This is a genomic window from Bradyrhizobium lablabi (genome assembly GCF_001440475.1).
Lineage (GTDB): Bacteria > Pseudomonadota > Alphaproteobacteria > Rhizobiales > Xanthobacteraceae > Bradyrhizobium > Bradyrhizobium lablabi.
Map to the genome: position 1 here is coordinate 25417 of NZ_LLYB01000043.1, position 20342 is coordinate 45758.

Genomic DNA, 20342 nt, shown 5'->3' on the forward strand with positions numbered 1-20342 from the left:
ATGGTTGTCCTCCTACCAAAAATCGTAAACAAGGACGCTTTAGAGCCGTTCTCAATTGGGCTGAGACCAGATCATGAGTGCAGAAGAACTTCCTCCCCGCGAATCCATGGAATTCGACGTCGTGATCGTCGGCGCCGGGCCATCCGGCCTCGCCGCGGCGATCCGGCTGAAGCAGCTCAATGCGGACCTCAGCATCGTGGTGGTGGAGAAGGGTTCCGAGGTCGGCGCGCATATCCTGTCTGGCGCCGTGATCGATCCGGTTTCCCTCGACAAGTTGATCCCGGACTGGCGCGAGGACGCAGAGTGTCCGCTGAAGACGCAGGTGAAGGACGACCGCTTCTACTGGACCACCGCGACCAGCGCGATCCGGCTGCCGAACTTCGCGATGCCGCCGCTGATGGACAATCATCACTGCTATATCGGCTCGCTCGGCGACGTCTGCCGCTGGCTGGGCCCAAAGGCGGAGGCGCTCGGCGTCGAAATCTATCCGGGCTTTGCCGCGGCCGAGGTGCTGTGTGACGACAGCGGCGCGGTCCGCGGCATTGCGACCGGCGACATGGGCATTGGCAGGGACGGCAAGCCGAAGGACTCCTTCACGCGCGGCATGGAGCTGCTCGGCAAATACACGCTGTTCGCCGAAGGCGCGCGCGGCAGCCTCAGCAAGCAGTTGATCGCGAAATATTCGCTCGACGCCAACAGCGAGCCGTCGAAATTCGGCATCGGGTTGAAGGAAGTCTGGGAGATCGATCCCGCCAAGCACCAGAAGGGCCTGATCCAGCATTCGTTCGGCTGGCCGCTGAACAACAAGACCGGCGGCGGCTCGTTCCTCTACCATTACGACGACAACAAGGTGGCGGTCGGCTTCGTCGTCCATCTCAACTACGATGATCCGTATCTGTCGCCGTTCGACGAATTCCAGCGCTTCAAGACGCATCCCGCCATCCGCACCGTGTTCGAAGGCGGCAAGCGCATCTCCTATGGCGCGCGCGCCATCACCGGGGGCGGCTATCAGTCGGTGCCGCGCCTGAGTTTCCCGGGCGGCGCGCTGATCGGCTGCGCGGCAGGCTTCGTCAACGTGCCGCGCATCAAGGGCGTGCACAATGCGATGGGCAGCGGCATGCTCGCCGCCGAACATGTCGCGCAAGCGCTCGGCGCGGGTCGCGCCAATGACGAACTGGTCAGCTACGAAAACGCCTGGCGCGATTCTGCCGTCGGCAAGGACCTGCACAAGGTTCGCAACGTCAAGCCGTTATGGTCGAAGTTCGGCACCATCATCGGCGTGGCGCTCGGCGGCTTCGACATGTGGTGCAACACGCTGGGTTTCTCGCTGTTCGGAACCCAGTCGCACGCCAAGCCGGACCGCAAGACGCTGGATGCGGCGAGGGCGCACACCCCGATTCCTTACCCGAAGCCGGACGGCAAGCTGACCTTCGACAAGCTGTCCTCGGTGTTCCTCTCCAACACCAACCACGAAGAGGACCAGCCGGTTCATCTCAAGGTCGCCGACATGAACCTGCAGAAGACGTCGGAGCACGACGTCTTCGCCGGTCCGTCGAACCGCTATTGCCCGGCCGGCGTCTATGAATGGGTCGAGGAGACCTCCGGTCCGCGCTTCCAGATCAACGCCCAGAACTGCGTCCACTGCAAAACCTGCGACGTGAAGGACCCGAACGGCAATATCNACCTGGGTTCCGCCGGAAGGCGGCGGGGGCCCCAATTACCAGGGCATGTAGANGAGCCGGATCAACCACGATTGCGTGAGATGGAGGAGGGTGATACCGCCTCCAGCCACGATACCGCCACAGTAAGAGCGTTTCCGGATTGGGCTGGCCAAATCGGAGCCCTAAGAGCCTCATCTGCCAACCGATTCGCCAACCCGTATCCTTGCGGTTGAGGGCCAAACGCGGCATTGTCGCTGCCCTAGATGCCGCCGCTTGGGTTTGCATTAGAGACCGATCGTAACGATCCCGCCATACATCCTGGAGCTAGGCGAACCGTGATGCTTTCCACCCGCATGAATCGTTGGACCATCGCCGCAATTACTTTCGCCGCACTGGCCGCACCGGCTGCAGTCTTGGCGCAGACGCCCGACCATCCGGCCGACAGCGCTGCGCAATTCCCCACCAAGGCCGATCTGAAATCGCTGACGACGGCGGGCAGCTATCTGGCCGCGCGGCATGCCAGCGTCGAGCGTGACGCGGCCTCGGCTGCGGCATTCTATCGCTCCGCGCTGCGCACCGATCCCAAGAACAACGAACTGCTGGATCGCGCCTTCATCTCCTCGCTCGCCGACGGCGACATCGACGAGGCGGTCAAGCTCGCCGATCGCATCCTGACGATGGACAAGGCCAACCGCGTTGCGCGGCTTGTGGTCGGCGTCCGCGACCTCAAGCAGAAGAAATATCCGGCCGCGCAGCTCAACATCAACCAGTCGATCCGCGGACCGATCACCGACCTGGTGGCGACGTTGCTGTCGGGATGGGCGAGCTATGGCGCTGGCGATGCCAAGGCCGCGGTTGCCAATATCGATAAGCTGACCGGCCCCGAATGGTATCCGATCTTCAAGGATCTCCACACCGGCATGATCATGGAGATCTCCGGCAAGGACAAGGATGCCGGCACGCGGTTTGAGCGCGCCTACAAGCTCGACGATTCGATGCTGCGCGTTTCCGATGCCTATGCGCGCTGGCTGTCGCGCAACAAGGATGGCGCGGCGGCGGCCGGCATCTACGAGGCCTTCGACAAGAAGCTGCCGCGGCATCCCCTGGTGCAGGAAGGCCTGCGCGACACCAAGGCCGGCAAGAAACTGCCGCCGCTGGTGGATTCGGCGCAAGCCGGCGCGGCCGAGGCGCTTTACGGCATCGGCGCCACGCTGACCCGCCGCGGCGGCGAGGATCTGGCGCTGGTCTATCTGCAGCTTGCGCTCTATTTGCAGCCCAATCATCCGCTGGCGCTGCTGTCGCTCGCCGATCTCTATGAATCGGTGAAGAAGCCGCAGATGGCGATCAAGGTCTACGAGCGCATGCCGGCCACTTCGCCGCTCAAGCGCAACGCGCAGATCCAGCTCGCCACCAATCTCGACGCCGCCGACCGCAGCGACGAGGCGATCAAGATCCTGAAGGGCGTCACATCGGAGGCGCCGAAGGATATCGAGGCGATCATGGCGCTCGGCAACATCGAGCGCGGCCGCAAGAAGTTCGGCGATTGCGCCAACACCTATACGCTGGCGATCGACGCGCAGCCCGGCGTGACCGACAAGAACACCTGGGTCACCTACTATTATCGCGGCATCTGCGAGGAGCGTTCCAAGCAGTGGAGCAAGGCCGAAGCCGACATGCGCAAGGCGCTCGAATTGCAGCCCGAGCAGCCGCACGTCCTGAACTATCTCGGCTATTCCTGGATCGACCAGGGCATCAACCTCGACGAAGGCATGAAGATGATCCGCCGCGCCGTCGATCAGCGCCCGGATGACGGCTACATCGTGGATTCGCTGGGCTGGGCGTTTTACCGGATCGGCAATTTCGAGGACGCGGTGAAGCATCTCGAGCGTGCGATCGACCTCAAGCCCGAGGATCCGACCATCAACGACCATCTCGGCGATGCCTATTGGCGCGTTGGCCGGACGCTGGAAGCCAAGTTCCAGTGGGCCCATGCCCGCGACCTCAAGCCCGAGGCGGAAGAACTGCCGAAGATCGAAGCCAAGATTGCCAATGGCCTGCCCGAAGACACTTCCTCTGCGGCTTCTGCCGACAAGAAGAAAGAAGACGGCAAGGGCGGCTGACGGAAGAGTTTGGGGGCTGTTCGGCAATGCCGCTATTGAGTGACGAGGGACGCGCCAAGGTCAACCTGACCTTGCGGGTGAATGGCCGTCGCGCCGACGGCTACCACGATCTCGAAAGCGTGGTGGCGTTCGCCGACTGTGCCGACCGGCTGACGCTGTCACCGGGCCCCGATCTGGATTTGAAGATGTCGGGACCGCTGGCGCAGGCCTGCGGCGACACCTCGGACAATCTGGTGATCAAGGCCGCGCGTCTGCTGGCTGAACGCGTGCCCGGCATGAAGGCAGGCAGTTTCACGCTCGACAAGGTCCTGCCGGTAGCGGCCGGCATCGGCGGCGGTTCGGCCGATGCCGCGGCGGCGCTGCGGCTGCTTGCACGGTTGAACGGGCTTTCGCTCGACGATCCCCGCATCATCGAGGTCGCGCAACTGACCGGCGCCGACGTGCCGGTCTGCGTCAACTCGCGCGGCTGCGTCATGACCGGCGTCGGCGAAGCGCTGCAGCCGCTCAGCCTGCCGAAAATGCCCTGCGTGATGGTCAATCCCGGCGTTCCCGTCGCGACCCGCGACGTGTTCAACGCGCTGGGCCTGCGCAACGGCGAACTATTGGTCGGCGTCACCGACGTGCTGCTGCGGGACCGCTGGCCCGACGACAAGGCGTCGCTGGAAGAATGGGTCGAGGCGCTCGCCGCCAACTCCAACGATCTGGAGACGCCCGCCATGCGCGTCCAGCCCGTGATCGGCGACGTCATCGCGGCGCTCAACGCCACCAACGGCGCCTGGCTGGCGCGGATGTCCGGATCCGGCGCCACCTGCTTTGCGATCTACGAGAACACCGCCGAAGCCGGTCGCGCGGCGGAAAAGATCCGCCGCGATCACCCGGGATGGTGGGTGCACGCGGGAACGTTGAGTTAGCGATTCTCTGCGTAGGATGGGTAGAGCGCAGCGAAACCCATCAATCGACCACCAATCGCGTGACGTGATGGGTTTCGCTGCGCTCTACCCATCCTACAGGCTAACTCGCGGGCCGCCGCGCCAGCGCCAGCGAAATACCGAGGCCTGCAATGAACAGCCCCGAGCCTTGCCGCAATCGTTGAAGCAAATTCGGCCGGCGCGTGAGGCTATCGCGCGCGGTCGTGGCCATCATCACCACGATGATATCGAGCAGCGTATTCAGCGCGACCGAGATCAACCCCAGCGCCATGAACTGGAGCGCCGGATAGTTGCCGGCCGGGTCGAGGAATTGCGGGATGAAGGCCAGGAAGAACGCAGCGGTCTTCGGATTTAAGGCTTCGACAAGCGCGCCTTCCCGAAACACCCGTTGTGTGCCGACGGCGCCGGCCTGCTCCGGCACCCATTTCCCGGCCTCACGAAACGTCTTGATGCCGAGCCACACGAGATAGACGGCGCCGGCGAATTTCAGCGCGGTGAAGAGTTCAGCGCTGGCAAGAATTATTGCTGAGACGCCAAGCCCGCCCGCCATCACATGCACCAGCCCGCCGAGCGCGGTGCCGAATGTCGAGGCGATGCCGGCCCGCTTGCCGCCCGAAAGCGTGCGTGCCGCAACGTAAAAGATTCCGGGACCGGGGACGGCTGCGATGACGAGGGCGGCTGCAAGAAATAGCGTGAAACTGGTGCCGTTCATTCAATTGCTTTCGTAGGGTGGGCAAAGCGAAGCGTGCCCACCGAAGCATGTCCTCAAACCAGGTGAAGTTGGTGGACACGGCGCTGACGCGCCTTTGCCCACCCTACGAATCTTCGCTTAGTGCGACCTTGCCAAACAGAACGCCACGACCTGTTCGAGCGCGGTCTTCATCGGCGAGGCCGGGAATAGCGCCAGGGCGTCCACCGCCATCGCGCCGTAGTGCTGGGCGCGGCTGATCGTGTCTTCCAGCGCGCGGTGCTTGGTCATCAGGCCGATCGCGTGATCGAGGTCGCTGTCGCCGATCTCTCCGCGTTCCAACGCCTTGATCCAGAACTTGCGCTCGCCGTCATTGCCGCGGCGGAACGCCAGCACCACCGGCAGCGTGATCTTGCCCTCGCGGAAATCGTCGCCGATGTTCTTGCCGAGTTTCGCGGCCTTGCCGCCATAGTCCAGCACGTCGTCGACGAGCTGGAAGGCGATGCCGAGATTCATGCCGACCGAGCGGCACGCGGTCTGTTCGGCCTTGGGTCGGTTGGCGATGACGGGACCGACCTCGCAGGCGGCGGCGAACAGTTCGGCCGTCTTACCGCGGATGACGGCAAGATACTCGTCCTCGGTGGTCGCGGTGTTCTTGGCCGCCGCAAGCTGCATCACTTCGCCTTCGGCGATGGTGGCGGCGGCGGAAGAGAGAATGTCCAGCGCGCGCAGCGAGCCGACCTCGACCATCATGCGGAAGGCCTGACCGAGCAGGAAGTCGCCGACCAGGACGCTCGCCTCATTGCCCCACAGCATCCGCGCCGACAGCTTGCCGCGGCGCAGTTCGCTCTCGTCGACGACGTCGTCATGCAGGAGCGTCGCGGTGTGCATGAATTCGACCGCGGCGGCGAGCTTGATATGGCCATCGCCGGAATAGTTGGAGAGCTGGGCCATCGCCAGCGTCAGCATCGGGCGGAGACGCTTGCCGCCGGATGAGATCAGGTGATTGGCGACCTCCGGGATCATGGTGACTTCCGACCCCGTCCGCGACAGGATCGTGGCGTTGACCCGTTCCATGTCGGCGGCGACGAGCCCGACCAGCGCGTCTATCGAAGCGTTCGGGCTCTCGAAAGGTACAATAACCGCCACGCGGGTCTCCAATTTTGGCCAATTCGCACTATCCTTGTTCTACAATAGAAAGTGCTGGTGATGGCGGCAAGGGCACGAAGCGGTTGACAGGCCCGGCGCCGCCGCCACACCCGGGGCAAAAAGGAGCACAGCCGTTGCGGGAATTGGTCAGGACCAACGATATCGTGCTGGTTTCCGCTGTAGGCGCGCTGCTCGACGGCGCCAATATCCATCATCTGGTGCTGGACCAGAACATGAGCGTGATCGAGGGATCGCTCGGCATCCTGCCGCGCCGTATCCTGGTGCACGAGGATGATAACCTTGCGGCCCGGCGGCTGCTGGCGGAAGCGGGCCTTGCCCACGAGTTGCGCCCCGATGAGTGACCCTGTCCTCGACCTCACCGAGGATGCGTTTCTCGGCGGGCAATTGCGTCTGAAGCAACTGAAAGCGGGACACCGCGCCGGCCACGATGCGATGCTGCTGGCGGCGGCGAGTTCGGCCCGTCCGGGCGACCGCGTCGCCGATCTCGGTGCTGGCATCGGGGCTGCGGGGCTGGCGGTTGCGAGGCGTGTCGCCGGCATTGATCTCGTTCTGGTGGAAATTGATGCCGTGCTCGCCGGCCTTGCGCGCGCCAATGCGGAGGCGAATGCGATTCAAGCCGACGTGATCGTGCTCGATGTCGAAGCCGATGCCGCAGCCTTTGCGGCGGCTGGGCTAGGCCCCGACAGCGTCGATGCCGTGCTGACGAATCCGCCCTTCAACGATTCCGCGCGGCATCGCGTCTCGCCGGACACTGCGCGCGGCATCGCGCACATGGCGACCGCAGCGACGCTTCCGAAATGGGTGCATGCGGCGCGGCGCATTCTCAAGTCAAAGGGCACGCTGACGCTGATCTGGCGCGCCGATGCTCTGGCCGAGGTGCTCTCGGCGCTCGATCACGGTTTCGGGAGCCTGCAACTTCTGCCGGTTCATGGCGACGCACGCTCGCCCGCCAACCGCATCCTCGTCCGCGCCACCAAGGGTGGGCGGGCGCCGACGCAAATCCATCCCGCCCTGATGCTCAATGACGAGCCAGGCGTACCCAACCAAAGGGTGCAGGAAATTCTGGTCGGAAAGGGAACCTTGCCGCTCGCGAGCCCGTAGGCGTTCGCGCGCCCCAAATTCGCCGTCCAGGACGCTATTGCGGAAGCGTCTCTGACTGTTGTTTGGGCGACGATGTAAAGTGGATCGCGGCCAGAAGGCTGCCGATGAGCATTATCAGCAGGTAGATTTTCATGTCAGTCTCCGCTGCCCCGTTGCAGCCTTAACATCTGCAAGGCAAAAGGCGTTCCGGCCGAAAACGGCGTTGCGTCTTTGCAATGACACTGGTGCGATAAAAAATGGTTAATTCGAGGTAACGGCATGAGTGAACAAATAAGTGATCGCGCGGGATTGCCGAACCTCATTGACCGGATGAAACAACTCATTCCGGCGAAATTCCGGCGCGACGCTGCGATCGTCCCGGTCGTGCGCCTGTCGGGCGTCATCGGCGCGGTGACGCCGCTCAGGCCGGGCCTGACGCTGGCCGGCATCGCCAAGACGCTGGAGCGCGCCTTCGCCACCCGCCACGCCAAGGCGGTGGCGCTGGTGATCAATTCGCCCGGCGGCTCGCCGGTGCAATCGCGTCAGATCTATTTGCGGATCAGGCAGCTTGCCGCGGAAAAGAAGCTGCCGGTGCTGGTGTTCGTCGAGGACGTCGCGGCGTCCGGCGGCTACATGATCGCCTGTGCGGGCGATGAGATTTTTTGCGATCCGTCCTCGATCCTCGGCTCGATCGGCGTGGTCGGCGGCAGTTTCGGCTTTCAGGACCTGATCAAGCGGATCGGCGTAGAACGGCGGCTCTACACGGCAGGCGAGCACAAGGCGATGCTGGATCCATTCCTGCCCGAAGACCCCGGTGATGTGGCGCGCCTGAAGACGCTTCAGCGCGAGATCCACGCCATCTTCATCGCGCTGGTCAAGGGCAGCCGCGGCGCGCGCCTCCAGGGCGCCGACGACGTTTTGTTCACCGGCGAATACTGGGCGGGCGAGAAATCGGTCGCGCTCGGCCTTGCCGACAAGATTGGCGATATCAGATCGACGCTGCGCGAGCGCTACGGCGAGAAGGTGCTGACGCCGGTCATTGCGCCGGCAAGCGGGATGCTTTCCGGGCTGCTCGGCCGGAGGTCACCGGGGGCGGGCTCGCTGGCTGACGGTATCGGGGGACTACCGGACGACCTGATTTCCGCGCTGGAGACAAGGGCGATTTGGGCCAAATTCGGATTCTAACGCGTAAGTGAGCGCGCCATTTAGTCCCAAAAGCGCAATTGCGGCGCAGCCCGGCTTCAGCGAGAATGCGAACATTGGGGGCCGATACGTGAACGACAAGGATCGACCGATGCCGCCGCTGATTGCATTCGCGGGTGCCCTGGGAGGGCTCGCCGTGGTCCGCTGGGCCTACAAGACTGCCGTCCGCATCAACCGGGAACTGGAAGAGGCGCGCCTGGCACGCGTCGCCGAGGCTACGCAGACCGCCGATATTCCCACCCTCCGCCGCGACCCCGTCACCGGGGCCTATCGCCCGGGCTGACTTTCCGCATTTCTGTGAACGAAGCACCGACCCGGAATCCAAGGATTCCGGGTCTCTTGTTCTCTTCCTTCGCCTTGATTCCCTGTCCCTACGCCGATACGGTCCCGCGCTTCTAAAACCCCCTCGCGAGCCCGATTCTGCCGATGGACGCCTTGCCTGATCACATGCGCCCGGAACGTTCGTTCCAGGGCTTTATTCTTGCCCTCCAGCGATTCTGGGCAGAGCAGGGCTGCGTGATCCTGCAGCCCTACGACATGGAAATGGGCGCCGGCACCTTCCATCCCGCCACCACCCTGCGTGCGCTGGGGCCGAAGCGCTGGAACGCGGCCTATGTGCAGCCGTCGCGCCGGCCGAAGGACGGCCGCTACGGCGAAAACCCCAACCGGATGCAGCACTATTATCAGTTTCAGGTGATCATGAAGCCGTCGCCGCCGAACTTGCAGGACCTGTACCTGAAGTCGCTGGCCGCCATCGGCATCGATTCAGGCGTACATGACATCCGCTTTGTCGAGGACGATTGGGAAAGCCCGACGCTCGGCGCCTGGGGGCTGGGCTGGGAGTGCTGGTGCGACGGCATGGAAGTCAGCCAGTTCACTTACTTCCAGCAGGTCGCGGGCGTCGAATGCGCGCCGGTCTCCGGCGAACTCACCTACGGGCTCGAGCGTCTCGCGATGTATGTTCAGGGCGTCGACCGCGTCTACGATCTCAACTTCAACGGCCGCGAGGGTGCCGACAAGGTCACCTATGGCGACGTCTTCCTGCAGGCCGAGCAGGAATATTCCCGGCACAATTTCGAGCACGCCGACACTGCGATGCTGTTCGAGCAGTTCAGGATGGCGGAAGACGCCTGCAAAAAATATCTCGCGGCGGGCTGGCGCGAGGCCGGCAATCAGAAAGAGCACCTGATGGCGCTGCCGGCCTACGACCAGTGCATCAAGGCGAGCCACGTCTTCAACCTGCTCGATGCCCGCGGCGTGATCTCGGTGACCGAGCGGCAGAGCTACATCATGCGCGTGCGCGAACTGGCAAAAGCCTGCGGCGAAGCCTGGGTTCACACCGAAGCGGGCAGGGCGGTCTGATGCCGGATCTTCTGCTCGAACTCTTCTCCGAAGAAATCCCCGCGCGCATGCAGGCCAAGGCGGCGGACGATCTGCGCCGCATGGTGACCGACAAGCTGGTCGCCGAGGGCCTCGTCTACGAAGGCGCAAAGGCGTTCGCGACGCCGCGGCGGCTGGCGCTGACCGTGCACGGCATTCCCCAGCGTCAGTCCGATCTGAAGGAAGAGCGCCGTGGCCCGCGCGTTGGCGGCCCCGATGCTGCGATCCAGGGATTTTTGAAGGCGACTGGTCTCGCCCGGATCGAAGACGCCAAGATCCAGACCGATCCGAAGAAGGGCGATTTCTACATCGCACTGATCGAAAAGCCCGGACGCGCCACCATCGACGTGCTGGCCGAGGTTCTGCCCGTCATCATCAGAACCTTCCCGTGGCCGAAATCGATGCGCTGGGGCGAACGCTCGGCCAAGTCAGGCTCGCTCTCCTGGGTGCGGCCGCTGCATTCGATCATCGCGACCTTCGGTCCGGAGACCGAAGACCCCGACGTGGTGAAGTTTGTCGTCGACGGCATCGAGGCCGGGCAGACCACGCACGGCCACCGCTTCCTGGCGCCGGCGGCAATCTCCGTGCGCCGTTTCGAGGATTACGAAGCCAAGTTGAAGGCCGCAAAGGTCGTGCTCGACGCGCAGGCGCGCAAGGACATCATCCTTGAGGACGCCAAGGAATTGGCATTCGCACAGGGCTTTGAGCTGGTGGAAGACCAGGTACTCGCCGACGAAGTGGCGGGCCTTGTCGAGTGGCCGGTCGCGCTGATGGGATCGTTCGAAAAGGAATACTTGTCGATCCCGGACGAGGTGATCCGCGCCACCATCCGCAACAATCAGAAATGCTTTGTGGTGCGCGATCCCAAGACGGGCAAGCTCGCCAACAAGTTCATCCTGACCGCCAATATCGAGGCCACCGACGGCGGCAAGGTGATCATATCAGGCAACGAGCGCGTCATCCACGCGCGGCTCTCCGACGCCAAATTCTTCTACGAGACCGACCTGAAGACGAAGCTGGAAAGCCGGCTCCCGAAATTCGAGCAGATCGTGTTCCATGAGAAGCTCGGCACGCAGGCTGAGCGGATCAAGCGCATCGAGCGTCTGGTGGCGGAGATCGCGCCGTTGGTCGGCGCCGACGTCGAAAAAGCCAAGCGCGCCGCACATCTGGCCAAAGCCGACCTGTTGACCGAAGTCGTCGGCGAATTTCCCGAGCTGCAGGGCTTGATGGGGAAGTACTATGCGCAGGCGCAAGGCGAAGACGCCTCCGTCGCCGCCGCAAGCGAGGATCATTACAAGCCCCAAGGTCCCGCTGACCGCGTTCCGACTGATCAGGTGAGCGTGGCGGTGGCGCTCGCGGACAAGATCGACACGCTGGTTGGGTTCTGGGCGATCGACGAGAAGCCGACGGGGAGCAAGGATCCGTATGCGTTGCGTCGCGCAGCGCTGGGTGTGATCAGGTTGATCGTCGACAATGCGCTTCGGCTGCCGATCCTGAACGTGGCGAAGTCGGCATTGGGTGGTTTGCCGAAAAAGGACGATGCCCAAAAACTTCCGGACGATCTCCTCGCCTTCTTCGCCGACCGCCTGAAAGTCCAGCTCCGCGACCAGGGCGCGCGGCACGATCTCGTCGATGCCGTGTTCGCGCTCGGCGGGCAGGACGATCTGCTGCTGGTGGTGCGCCGCGTCGAGGCGCTCGGCAAGTTCCTCGACACCGACGACGGCAAGAACCTGCTTGCGGGGACCAAGCGCGCGAGTAACATCCTCGCGATCGAGGAGAAGAAGGACAAGCGCACCTTTGACGGGGCACCCGATGCCGGGCTCTATGCGCTTCCTGAAGAAAAGGCGCTCGCCAAGGCGATCGACCAGGTCAAGAGCGAGGCCGGGGCCGCGGTGCAGAAGGAAGATTTCGCTGCCGCGATGAGCGCGATGGCAAAGCTCCGTCCGGCAGTCGATGCATTCTTCGACAAGGTCAAGGTCAATGACGATGAACCCAAAGTCCGCGAGAACCGACTAAAGTTACTGAACGAAATCCGCGCGGCCACCCGCGCGGTGGCGGATTTTTCCAAGATCGAAGGCTAGACCATGGATCGTCAGACGCTCGCCGCTTATGACCAGGATGCGGCGGCGTTCGCGAAGGACTGGCTCGGCCAGCCGGCGCCGGTCGATCTGCAGGAAATCGTCGAGCGGTTTTTTGTGCGCGGCGGCAATTCGGCCGATATCGGCTGCGGTTGCGGCCGCGAGGTCGCCTGGCTTCACGCGAACGGTTTTTCGGCCGCCGGCTTCGATGCCTCCGAGGGCCTGCTCAACGAAGCGCGCCGGCGCTATCCCTCTTTCAAGTTCGCGCATGCTGAATTGCCCGATCTGAACGGCATCGGTACGTTCGACAACGTGCTGTGCGAAACCGTGATCATGCATCTCGGCCGCAAGGAGATCGCGGCATCGGTTCGCCGCCTGCTCGATATCGTCAAGCCCAGCGGCATTCTCTATCTGAGCTGGCGCGTCACCGAGGGCGCCGACCAGCGCGACGCGCAGGGACGGCTCTACGTCGCGTTCGATCCGGCGGTCGTGCGGGCGGAGCTGAAGGATGCGACTGTGCTGCTCGACGAAGAGGTCGTCAGCGCCTCATCGGGGAAGAAGATCCACCGGCTGGTGGTGAAGAAGGCGGGGCTGGAAATCAGGGAATAGCCTGTGGCCCGTAGGGTGGGTAGAGCGAAGCGAAACCCACCACGCCGATCCGCGGAACGAAGTCGGTGGGTTTCGCTGCGCTCTACCATCCTACGCATCACGCGACACCTTTCACACAAACGAAAGCCCCGCCCGGAGGGGACGCCGGGCGGGGCTTTTGTCCGGTCGTATCTCGCGCACATCCGCTTGCGCGGCGCCCGGACCAATCGTTCAGGCTACTGAGGTCTAATCGACCACCTGAACGATGCGACGGGAACGCGGTTCGACCAATATCGTCTGGCCGTTCACCACGGTGTAGCGATAGGGCGTCATGCCGAATGATTGCGGCACGTCGTAAACGGTGACGCCGGTTTCCGGCAGCACGCCGCCGACGATCACGCGTTCGGGGATCGTGTAATTCGGCACGCGTTCACGCACGATATATTCGCGGAAGGCGGGACGTTGCTCGGCCACGATGCCTTCATGTTCGCCGATGACGACAGTGCTGCCGCCGGCTGTGCCGATCGTGGTCTGCGCCTGCGCCGCGATCGGGGCGGCCATCGCGCCGGCGATCGCCGCGATGGCAAATAGTCTGTTCCGCATGATCTACTCCTTCGCGAGAAGAGGCGCCGGCTTTGCCAGCGCACACAATGCGTGCCAATTCATCCCGTGCGGCATTGTTCCGGAAAACCGCGGCCTCATCCGAGGCATTTCTGGGGAATTGTTGCGGAGGCTGGAACCCCTTGAAGGTCTTGAGCGTCTTGCTATTCCCCCGCCGCGCCAGCGGCTAAGTTGCCGCCCTCGATTCGATTTCCCGCCTCCACATCATCCCGGAGATTTCAATGACTATCACTGCTGCGCACATTTCCCCGATCGTCGCCCTGATCGCGGGAGTCCTGATTCTGATTATGCCGCGGTTCCTCAATTTCATCGTCGCCATCTACCTGATCGTGGTCGGTTTGGCCGGCCTGGGCGTGTTCAAGATGTTGAGGTTCTAGCGCGGGAAAAGCGGGGTTTCGCGGCTTGCGCGGAACCCCTCAAAATGGTGTAAGGCGCGCATCTTTCTCACCTTTTCGGATAGTTGGAATCCATGGCCAAAGCCGTCGCGAAGTCCAAGAAGGCTGCAGTGAAATCTGTAGCGAAATCAAAGCCATCCGCCCGAACCAAGGCCGCCGCAGCGCCGGCAGCCCGCAAGGCGCTGAGCAAGGCCCCGGCCAAGCCGGTCGCCAAGGTCGCTGCCAAGAAGGCTCCGGTCCGCAAACCGGCTGTTGAGGCGGTAAAATCCGGCAAGTGGGTCTATACCTTCGGGGACGGCAAGGCAGAGGGCAAAGCGGGCCTGCGCGACCTGCTCGGCGGCAAGGGCGCCAACCTCGCCGAGATGGCGAATCTCGGCCTCCCGGTGCCTCCCGGCTTCACCATTCCGACCTCGGTCTGCACGTATTTTTATGCGCACGACAAATCCTATCCGGCCGCGCTGAAGACGCAGGTCGAGAAGGCGCTCGAACATGTCGGCAAGCTGACCGGCAAGGCGTTCGGCGATTCAAAGAACCCGCTGCTGGTGTCGGTCCGCTCCGGCGGCCGCGCCTCGATGCCGGGCATGATGGATACCGTGCTCAATCTCGGTCTCAACGACAAGACGGTCGAAGCGCTCGCCGAACTCTCCGGCGACCGGCGCTTCGCCTACGACAGTTATCGCCGCTTCATCACGATGTATTCGGACGTGGTGCTCGGCTTCGAGCATCATCACTTCGAGGACATCCTCGACACGTTCAAGGACAGCCAGGGCTATACGCTCGACACCGATCTGTCCGGCGACGACTGGGTCGAACTGGTCGGCAAGTACAAGGAAGCGGTGGCACGCGAGACCGGCAAGGATTTTCCGCAGGACCCGCACGAGCAATTGTGGGGCGCGATCGGCGCTGTGTTTTCATCCTGGATGAATGCGCGCGCGGTGACCTACCGCCGCTTGCACGACATCCCGGAATCCTGGGGCACGGCCGTCAACATCCAGGCCATGGTGTTCGGCAACATGGGCGAGACGTCGGCGACCGGTGTTGCGTTCACGCGCAATCCCTCGACCGGCGAGAGCAAGCTCTACGGCGAATTCCTGATCAACGCGCAGGGCGAGGACGTGGTGGCGGGCATCCGCACGCCGCAGGACATCACCGAGGAAGCGCGCCAGGAATCCGGCTCCGACAAGGCGTCGATGGAAAGCGCGATGCCGGAGGCGTTCAAGGAGCTGACCCGCATCTACACGATGCTCGAAAAGCACTACCGCGACATGCAGGACATGGAGTTCACGGTCGAGCGGGGCAAGCTGTGGATGCTGCAGACCCGGGGCGGCAAGCGTACCGCAAAGGCGGCGCTGCGCATCGCGGTCGAACTCGCCAATGAAGGCTTGATCTCGAAGAAGGACGCGGTAATGCGGATCGATCCGGCGTCGCTGGATCAGTTGCTGCACCCGACCATCGATCCCCAGGCCAAGCGCGACGTGATTGCGACCGGCCTGCCGGCTTCCCCCGGTGCTGCGTCCGGCGAGATCGTGTTCTCCTCCGATGAGGCAGCAAAACTTCAGGCCGACGGCCGCAACGTCATTCTGGTGCGCGTCGAGACCAGCCCGGAAGACATTCACGGCATGCACGCCGCAGAGGGTATTCTCACCACGCGCGGCGGCATGACCTCGCACGCCGCCGTGGTCGCGCGCGGCATGGGCAAGCCCTGCGTCTCTGGCTGCGGCGCCATCCGCGTCGATTACGGCCGCGGCACCATGAGCATCGGCTCGCGCACCTTCAAGACTGGCGACGTCATCACCATCGACGGCTCGCTCGGCCAGGTGCTGGCCGGCAAGATGCCGATGATCGAGCCGAAGCTGTCCGGCGAATTCGGCACGCTGATGGGCTGGGCCGACGCCGTCCGCAAGCTCGGAGTTCGCGTCAACGGCGATACGCCCGATGACGCGCGCACCGCGGTGAAGTTCGGCGCCGAAGGCATCGGCCTGTGCCGCACCGAGCACATGTTCTTCGAAGAGACCCGCATCCGCACCGTGCGCGAGATGATCCTCTCCGAGGACGAGCAGTCGCGCCGTGCCGCGCTGTCGAAGCTGCTGCCGATGCAGCGCGCCGACTTCGTCGAGCTGTTCGAGATCATGAAGGGCCTGCCCGTCACGATCCGTCTGCTCGATCCGCCGCTGCACGAGTTCCTGCCGCACACCCAGGCCGAGATCGAGGAAGTCGCGCGTGCGATGAACACCGATCCGCGCAAGCTCGCCGATCGCGCCCGCGATCTCGCCGAGTTCAACCCGATGCTGGGTTTCCGCGGCTGCCGCCTTGCGATTGCCTATCCTGAAATCGCCGAGATGCAGGCGCGCGCGATCTTCGAAGCCGCGGTCGAAGCCGAGAAGCGCACCGGCAAGGCCGTCGGCCTCGAGGTGATGGTGCCGCTGATCGCGACCAAGGCCGAGTTCGACCTGGTCAAGGCGCGCATCGACGCCACCGCGCAGTCGGTGATGAAGGAGACCGGCAAGAAGCTCGCCTATCAGGTCGGCACCATGATCGAGCTGCCGCGCGCATGCCTGATGGCCGGCGACGTGGCGCAGACCGCGGAGTTCTTCTCCTTCGGCACCAACGACCTGACGCAGACCACCTACGGCATCAGCCGTGACGACGCGGCGAGCTTCCTCGGCACCTATGTCAGCAAGGGGATTCTGGAGATCGATCCGTTCATCTCGGTCGATCGCGACGGCGTCGGTGAGCTCGTGAAGATCGGCGTCACCCGCGGCCGCAAGGTCCGGCCGAATCTGAAGGTCGGCATCTGCGGCGAACATGGCGGCGATCCCGCATCAGTAGCGTTCTGTCACGAGATCGGTCTCGACTACGTCTCGTGCTCGCCCTACCGCGTGCCGATCGCCCGGCTGGCCGCAGCGCAGGCCGCGCTCGGCAAGACGGTGGTGAGCCAAGCGTAAGTTTTTTTCATCGCCAATCACTAAGACAACGTGATGCCCGGGCCAGTCCCGGGCATTTGCGTTTTTGCGCACATGTCTGAGCCGTCATTGCGAGGAGCTCGCGACAAAATTGCAAAGCAATTTTGCGCTGANAGTTATGCTGCGCTATGGATTGCTTCGCTTCGTTCGCAATGACGCTGAAATACTTCAGCACGCTACAGTGAATTGGAACTCGCAAGACCGGTTGCGTGAATCCACTTGCACGCACACGTGCATATAAAATTTCTTCATCATCTTCGTTGACGGGATATTTACCACTTTCATCGCGCGCCTGTTTACCAACACTTCTGATGCACTCCGCAAAATTTGCGCGATCTCTTGCGTGTAGCGCACGCGCCACGCCGATTAACTCCCCGGCAACCTAAATTCGATACCAACAAAAAAGGTCGAATTGCACGGATGTACTGACGTTCGACCCGTGTAAGCGTTGCGTGAGCGTACAATGTTTGTGTTGCGTAACCAGCCGAAGGGCGCGCGGTTCGCGCTCTTCGGCTTCGGTCTCTGCATCTTCGCATTGATGCCGACCGAGATCGGATATCAGGATATCGCCTCGCTGCTGGCGCGCCAGCCGGGCGTCGCCGAGCGCTGGCAGAAGCGCGTATTCTCCTCCGCCGGCACCATCCAGGTCGCGACGTTCTCGTTCGGCCGTCCGATCGGAACCTCGTCGCCGCAAACCGCCACCTACCGCCTCGCCAGCCTCGACAATCAGGGCATCGACATCACGGGTTCAGTGACGCGCAATCCGATCGTGGCGCCGCCGCCGCGCTATCACGCCGCCGACTTTCCCAAGGTCGATCGCACGCTGAAGGGCGACCGCCTGGTCATCGCGCCGCCTCCGCCGGCAGCGGAGCCGACAAGCCCGGCCGAGCGCGCACCTGCAATCGAGGATCCCGCAAACTCGAATGCATTGGTCAAGGGCGCCAAGACTGCCGAAGCAAAGACCACCGAGACCGCGCCTCCGGTCGCGCGCGCACCGCTCGATCCCGAGCTGCAGGCCGCGCTGAACGCGCCGCCGCTGGACATGTCGCTATCGCTCGAGAGCAAACCGCAGGAAGAGCTCAAGGTCGCGCCGAAGGAAGCCAAGCCACCGCGCGATGGGTTTTCCGTCAAGACCTCGAGTCTGTTCTTCGGCTCGTCGCTTGGCTCGCCCGAGAGCATCGAACGCTGGCAGCCCGGCGAAGAGCCGGTCATCGTCATGCCGGTCACGCGTCCCGATCCCGACATGAAGGTAATGGCCTCGCTTCCCGTCGATGCCGACGGGCCGGTGCGGGCCGGCGAGATGGGCGAGAGCGTCGCGCCGAAGGGCGAGGTCAACGCCGACAACCAGCGCGCCAAGACGCCGGCTGAACGGCTCGGCCTGTTCGACGAAAAATCGCGCGCCAAGTCGGAGAAGTGTTTGGCGGAAGCCGTCTACTTCGAAGCCCGCGGCGAAGCGGTGCGTGGCCAGATCGCGGTGGCGCAGGTGGTGTTGAATCGCGCCTTCTCCGGCAAATACCCGGAGACCGTGTGCGGCGTGGTCTATCAGAACAAGCACCGCCACCTGGCGTGCCAGTTCACCTTCGCCTGCGACAACAACAAGGACGTCATCCGCGAGCCCGACATGTGGGAACGGGCGAAGAAGATCGCGAAGGCGATGCTCGACGGCCAGCTCTGGCTGCCGGAGGTCGACAAGTCGACGCACTACCACGCCTATTGGGTGCGCCCGTCCTGGGTCAATGAAATGAAGAAGATGTACAAGACCGGCGTGCATACCTTCTACCGGCCGCGCGCCTGGGGCAATGGCAGCGATGCGCCGAGCTGGGGCACCGCCGCCGAGACGGCTGCGATCTCCGCCAAGCTCGCCGAAGCCGCGCAAAGCTCGGCCGAGCAGGCCATCCTGAAGCGGTAACGCTATTCGACCCTGTAGCCCAGTAGCCCGGATGGAGCGAAGCGAAATCCGGGAACGGCCGTGCCACGCGTGAGACCGGCCCGGATTGCGCTTCGCTCCATCCGGGCTACTGCTCCCCAAATTGCTCTCATTGCCCTCGCCAATTTTGCAGATCTGCCCTGCAGCGGAAGATTCTTCCCCTCCGCCCCTTGGCTTTTCATGCAACTGCATTAATTCACCGTAACCTTTCGCCCGCCAATGCCGGGCGCGGATTCGCCCAGGGGAAACCAATGACTGTAACGACCGGCGACACCAGTTCTTCCTCCGGCACCTGGCGCACGCCGCTCGTCATCATCATCTGCGGCTGCGCGATCGCGCTGTTGAGCTTCGGGCCGCGCTCCAGCCTCGGTTTCTTCGTGCAGCCGATGAGCCGCGAGTTCGCCTGGGGCCGCGACGTCTTTGGTCTCGCGCTGGCGCTGCAGAACCTGCTGTGGGGGCTGGGGCAGCCGATTGCCGGCGCCATCGCCGATCGCTTTGGTATCCTGCGGGTGATGATCGTCGGCGCGTTGCTCTACGCCGGCGGCCTGCTGCTGATGCGCTATTCCACGGCGCCGCTGTCGCTCGATATCGGCGCCGGCGTCCTGATCGGCTTCGGTCTATCAGGCTGTTCGTTCAATCTCGTGCTGTCGGCGTTCAGTAAGCTTTTGCCGCCCGAGCGGCGCGGCATTGCGCTCGGCGCCGGCACCGCGGCCGGCTCGTTCGGCCAGTTCCTGTTCGCGCCGTTTGGCGTCGCCATGATCGATAATTTCGGCTGGCAGGCGGCGCTGACAGTCTTTGCGCTTCTCATGCTGCTGATCGTGCCGCTGTCGCTCGCAATCGCGACGCCGCCTTCGACTTCTTCGTCGTCGAACGAATCTGTCGGGGACGAGCAGTCATTCAAGACCGCGCTGGCGGAGGCGTTCGGCCACCGCTCCTATGTTCTGCTGGTACTCGGCTTCTTCACCTGCGGCTTCCAGCTCGCCTTCATCACCGTGCATCTGCCGGCCTATCTGGCCGATCAGGGCGTGTCGTCACAGACCGGTGGCTGGGTGGTCGCGGCGATCGGCCTGTTCAACATCGTCGGCTCGCTCAGCGTCGGCTGGCTGCAGAATCTGTTTCCGAAGCGCTATATCCTGTCGCTGATCTATTTGACGCGCGCGCTAGCGATCATCGCCTTCATCTCGTTTCCGATTACGACCTTCTCGGCGATCATGTTCGGCGCCGTCTCCGGCCTGACCTGGCTCTCGACGGTGCCGCCGACCTCGGCGCTGGTGGCGCTGATGTTCGGCACGCGCTGGTTCGCAACCCTGTACGGCTTCGCCTTCGTCAGCCATCAGGTCGGCGGTTTCCTTGGCGTCTGGCTCGGCGGCATTGTGTTCGAGCAGTTCGGCTCCTACACGCCGATCTGGTGGCTTTCGATCCTGTTTGGTGTGCTGTCGGCGCTGATCAACCTGCCGATCGTCGAGCGGCCGGTCGCGCGCCTGGTTGCACAACCCGCCTGATGCGGTAAACACTCCCCGACATACGAAAAGTCCGGGG

Annotated in this window: 17 protein-coding genes; 14 read left to right on the top strand and 3 right to left on the bottom strand. The window is 63.6% G+C overall.

What is annotated here, in order from left to right:
* Nucleotides 1–73 precede the first annotated feature (73 nt).
* The 3 genes from CQ14_RS04960 to CQ14_RS04970 all read left to right on the top strand — a co-directional run.
* Nucleotides 74–1681 (top strand): electron transfer flavoprotein-ubiquinone oxidoreductase (locus CQ14_RS04960; protein ID WP_245320195.1); only part of this gene is annotated, 1608 nt, incomplete at its 3' end.
* Nucleotides 1682–1999: 318 nt separating this feature from the next.
* The gene (locus CQ14_RS04965) at nucleotides 2000–3781 is read left to right on the top strand and encodes a tetratricopeptide repeat protein (protein ID WP_057856820.1); all 1782 of its coding nucleotides are present in this window, start codon (nucleotides 2000–2002) and stop codon (nucleotides 3779–3781) included.
* Nucleotides 3782–3807: 26 nt separating this feature from the next.
* Nucleotides 3808–4692, top strand: coding sequence for a 4-(cytidine 5'-diphospho)-2-C-methyl-D-erythritol kinase (locus CQ14_RS04970; RefSeq protein WP_057856821.1), 885 nt, complete (start codon nucleotides 3808–3810; stop codon nucleotides 4690–4692).
* Nucleotides 4693–4792: 100 nt separating this feature from the next.
* Here CQ14_RS04970 and CQ14_RS04975 read toward each other — a convergent pair whose 3' ends face one another.
* On the bottom strand, nucleotides 4793–5422 hold the full coding sequence (locus CQ14_RS04975) for a LysE family translocator (protein ID WP_057856822.1): 630 nt from the start codon (nucleotides 5420–5422) through the stop codon (nucleotides 4793–4795).
* Nucleotides 5423–5539: 117 nt separating this feature from the next.
* The gene (locus CQ14_RS04980; protein ID WP_057856915.1) at nucleotides 5540–6547 is read right to left on the bottom strand and encodes a polyprenyl synthetase family protein; all 1008 of its coding nucleotides are present in this window, start codon (nucleotides 6545–6547) and stop codon (nucleotides 5540–5542) included.
* 134 nt (nucleotides 6548–6681) lie between these two features.
* Between CQ14_RS04980 and CQ14_RS04985 the strand changes: the two genes are divergently transcribed.
* The 7 genes from CQ14_RS04985 (at nucleotide 6682) to CQ14_RS05015 (ending at nucleotide 12918) form a co-directional block, all read left to right on the top strand.
* Nucleotides 6682–6909: a putative signal transducing protein gene (locus tag CQ14_RS04985; RefSeq protein WP_057856823.1), complete on the top strand. Its 228-nt coding sequence runs from the start codon at nucleotides 6682–6684 to the stop codon at nucleotides 6907–6909.
* Complete coding sequence (locus CQ14_RS04990; protein WP_057856824.1) at nucleotides 6902–7669, top strand: tRNA1(Val) (adenine(37)-N6)-methyltransferase; 768 nt, start codon at nucleotides 6902–6904, stop codon at nucleotides 7667–7669. Before CQ14_RS04985 ends, CQ14_RS04990 begins: the two co-directional genes overlap by 8 nt.
* Nucleotides 7670–7927: 258 nt before the next feature.
* Complete coding sequence (locus CQ14_RS04995; RefSeq protein WP_057856825.1) at nucleotides 7928–8833, top strand: S49 family peptidase; 906 nt, start codon at nucleotides 7928–7930, stop codon at nucleotides 8831–8833.
* A gap of 109 nt (nucleotides 8834–8942) precedes the next feature.
* Nucleotides 8943–9134, top strand: a complete 192-nt coding sequence (locus CQ14_RS05000; protein ID WP_028346932.1) for a hypothetical protein — start codon at nucleotides 8943–8945, stop codon at nucleotides 9132–9134.
* A gap of 143 nt (nucleotides 9135–9277) precedes the next feature.
* The gene (locus CQ14_RS05005) at nucleotides 9278–10213 is read left to right on the top strand and encodes a glycine--tRNA ligase subunit alpha (RefSeq protein ID WP_057856826.1); all 936 of its coding nucleotides are present in this window, start codon (nucleotides 9278–9280) and stop codon (nucleotides 10211–10213) included.
* Nucleotides 10213–12312 carry a glycine--tRNA ligase subunit beta gene (glyS, locus tag CQ14_RS05010; RefSeq protein WP_057856827.1) on the top strand — a complete coding sequence of 700 codons (2100 nt, stop codon included), beginning with the start codon at nucleotides 10213–10215 and terminating at the stop codon, nucleotides 12310–12312. The genes CQ14_RS05005 and glyS overlap by 1 nt, the downstream gene beginning before the upstream one ends.
* Nucleotides 12313–12315: 3 nt before the next feature.
* Nucleotides 12316–12918, top strand: a complete 603-nt coding sequence (locus CQ14_RS05015; RefSeq protein WP_057856828.1) for a class I SAM-dependent methyltransferase — start codon at nucleotides 12316–12318, stop codon at nucleotides 12916–12918.
* A gap of 225 nt (nucleotides 12919–13143) precedes the next feature.
* Here the strand turns inward: CQ14_RS05015 and CQ14_RS05020 are convergent, their stop codons facing one another.
* Nucleotides 13144–13500, bottom strand: coding sequence for a DUF1236 domain-containing protein (locus tag CQ14_RS05020; protein ID WP_057856829.1), 357 nt, complete (start codon nucleotides 13498–13500; stop codon nucleotides 13144–13146).
* A 239-nt stretch (nucleotides 13501–13739) separates the two neighbouring features.
* Here CQ14_RS05020 and CQ14_RS41885 point away from each other — a divergent pair, with 239 nt between their 5' ends.
* The 4 genes from CQ14_RS41885 to CQ14_RS05035 all read left to right on the top strand — a co-directional run bounded on the left by CQ14_RS41885 (nucleotide 13740) and on the right by CQ14_RS05035 (nucleotide 20305).
* The gene (locus CQ14_RS41885) at nucleotides 13740–13895 is read left to right on the top strand and encodes a DUF3096 domain-containing protein (protein ID WP_082649707.1); all 156 of its coding nucleotides are present in this window, start codon (nucleotides 13740–13742) and stop codon (nucleotides 13893–13895) included.
* A 92-nt stretch (nucleotides 13896–13987) separates the two neighbouring features.
* Complete coding sequence (gene ppdK / locus CQ14_RS05025) at nucleotides 13988–16858, top strand: pyruvate, phosphate dikinase (protein ID WP_057856830.1); 2871 nt, start codon at nucleotides 13988–13990, stop codon at nucleotides 16856–16858.
* A 481-nt stretch (nucleotides 16859–17339) separates the two neighbouring features.
* Nucleotides 17340–18785 carry a cell wall hydrolase gene (locus CQ14_RS05030; protein WP_057856831.1) on the top strand — a complete coding sequence of 482 codons (1446 nt, stop codon included), beginning with the start codon at nucleotides 17340–17342 and terminating at the stop codon, nucleotides 18783–18785.
* 269 nt (nucleotides 18786–19054) lie between these two features.
* Entirely contained in the window at nucleotides 19055–20305 is a 1251-nt protein-coding gene (locus tag CQ14_RS05035; protein ID WP_057856832.1) for an MFS transporter, read from the top strand.
* Nucleotides 20306–20342 lie beyond the last annotated feature (37 nt).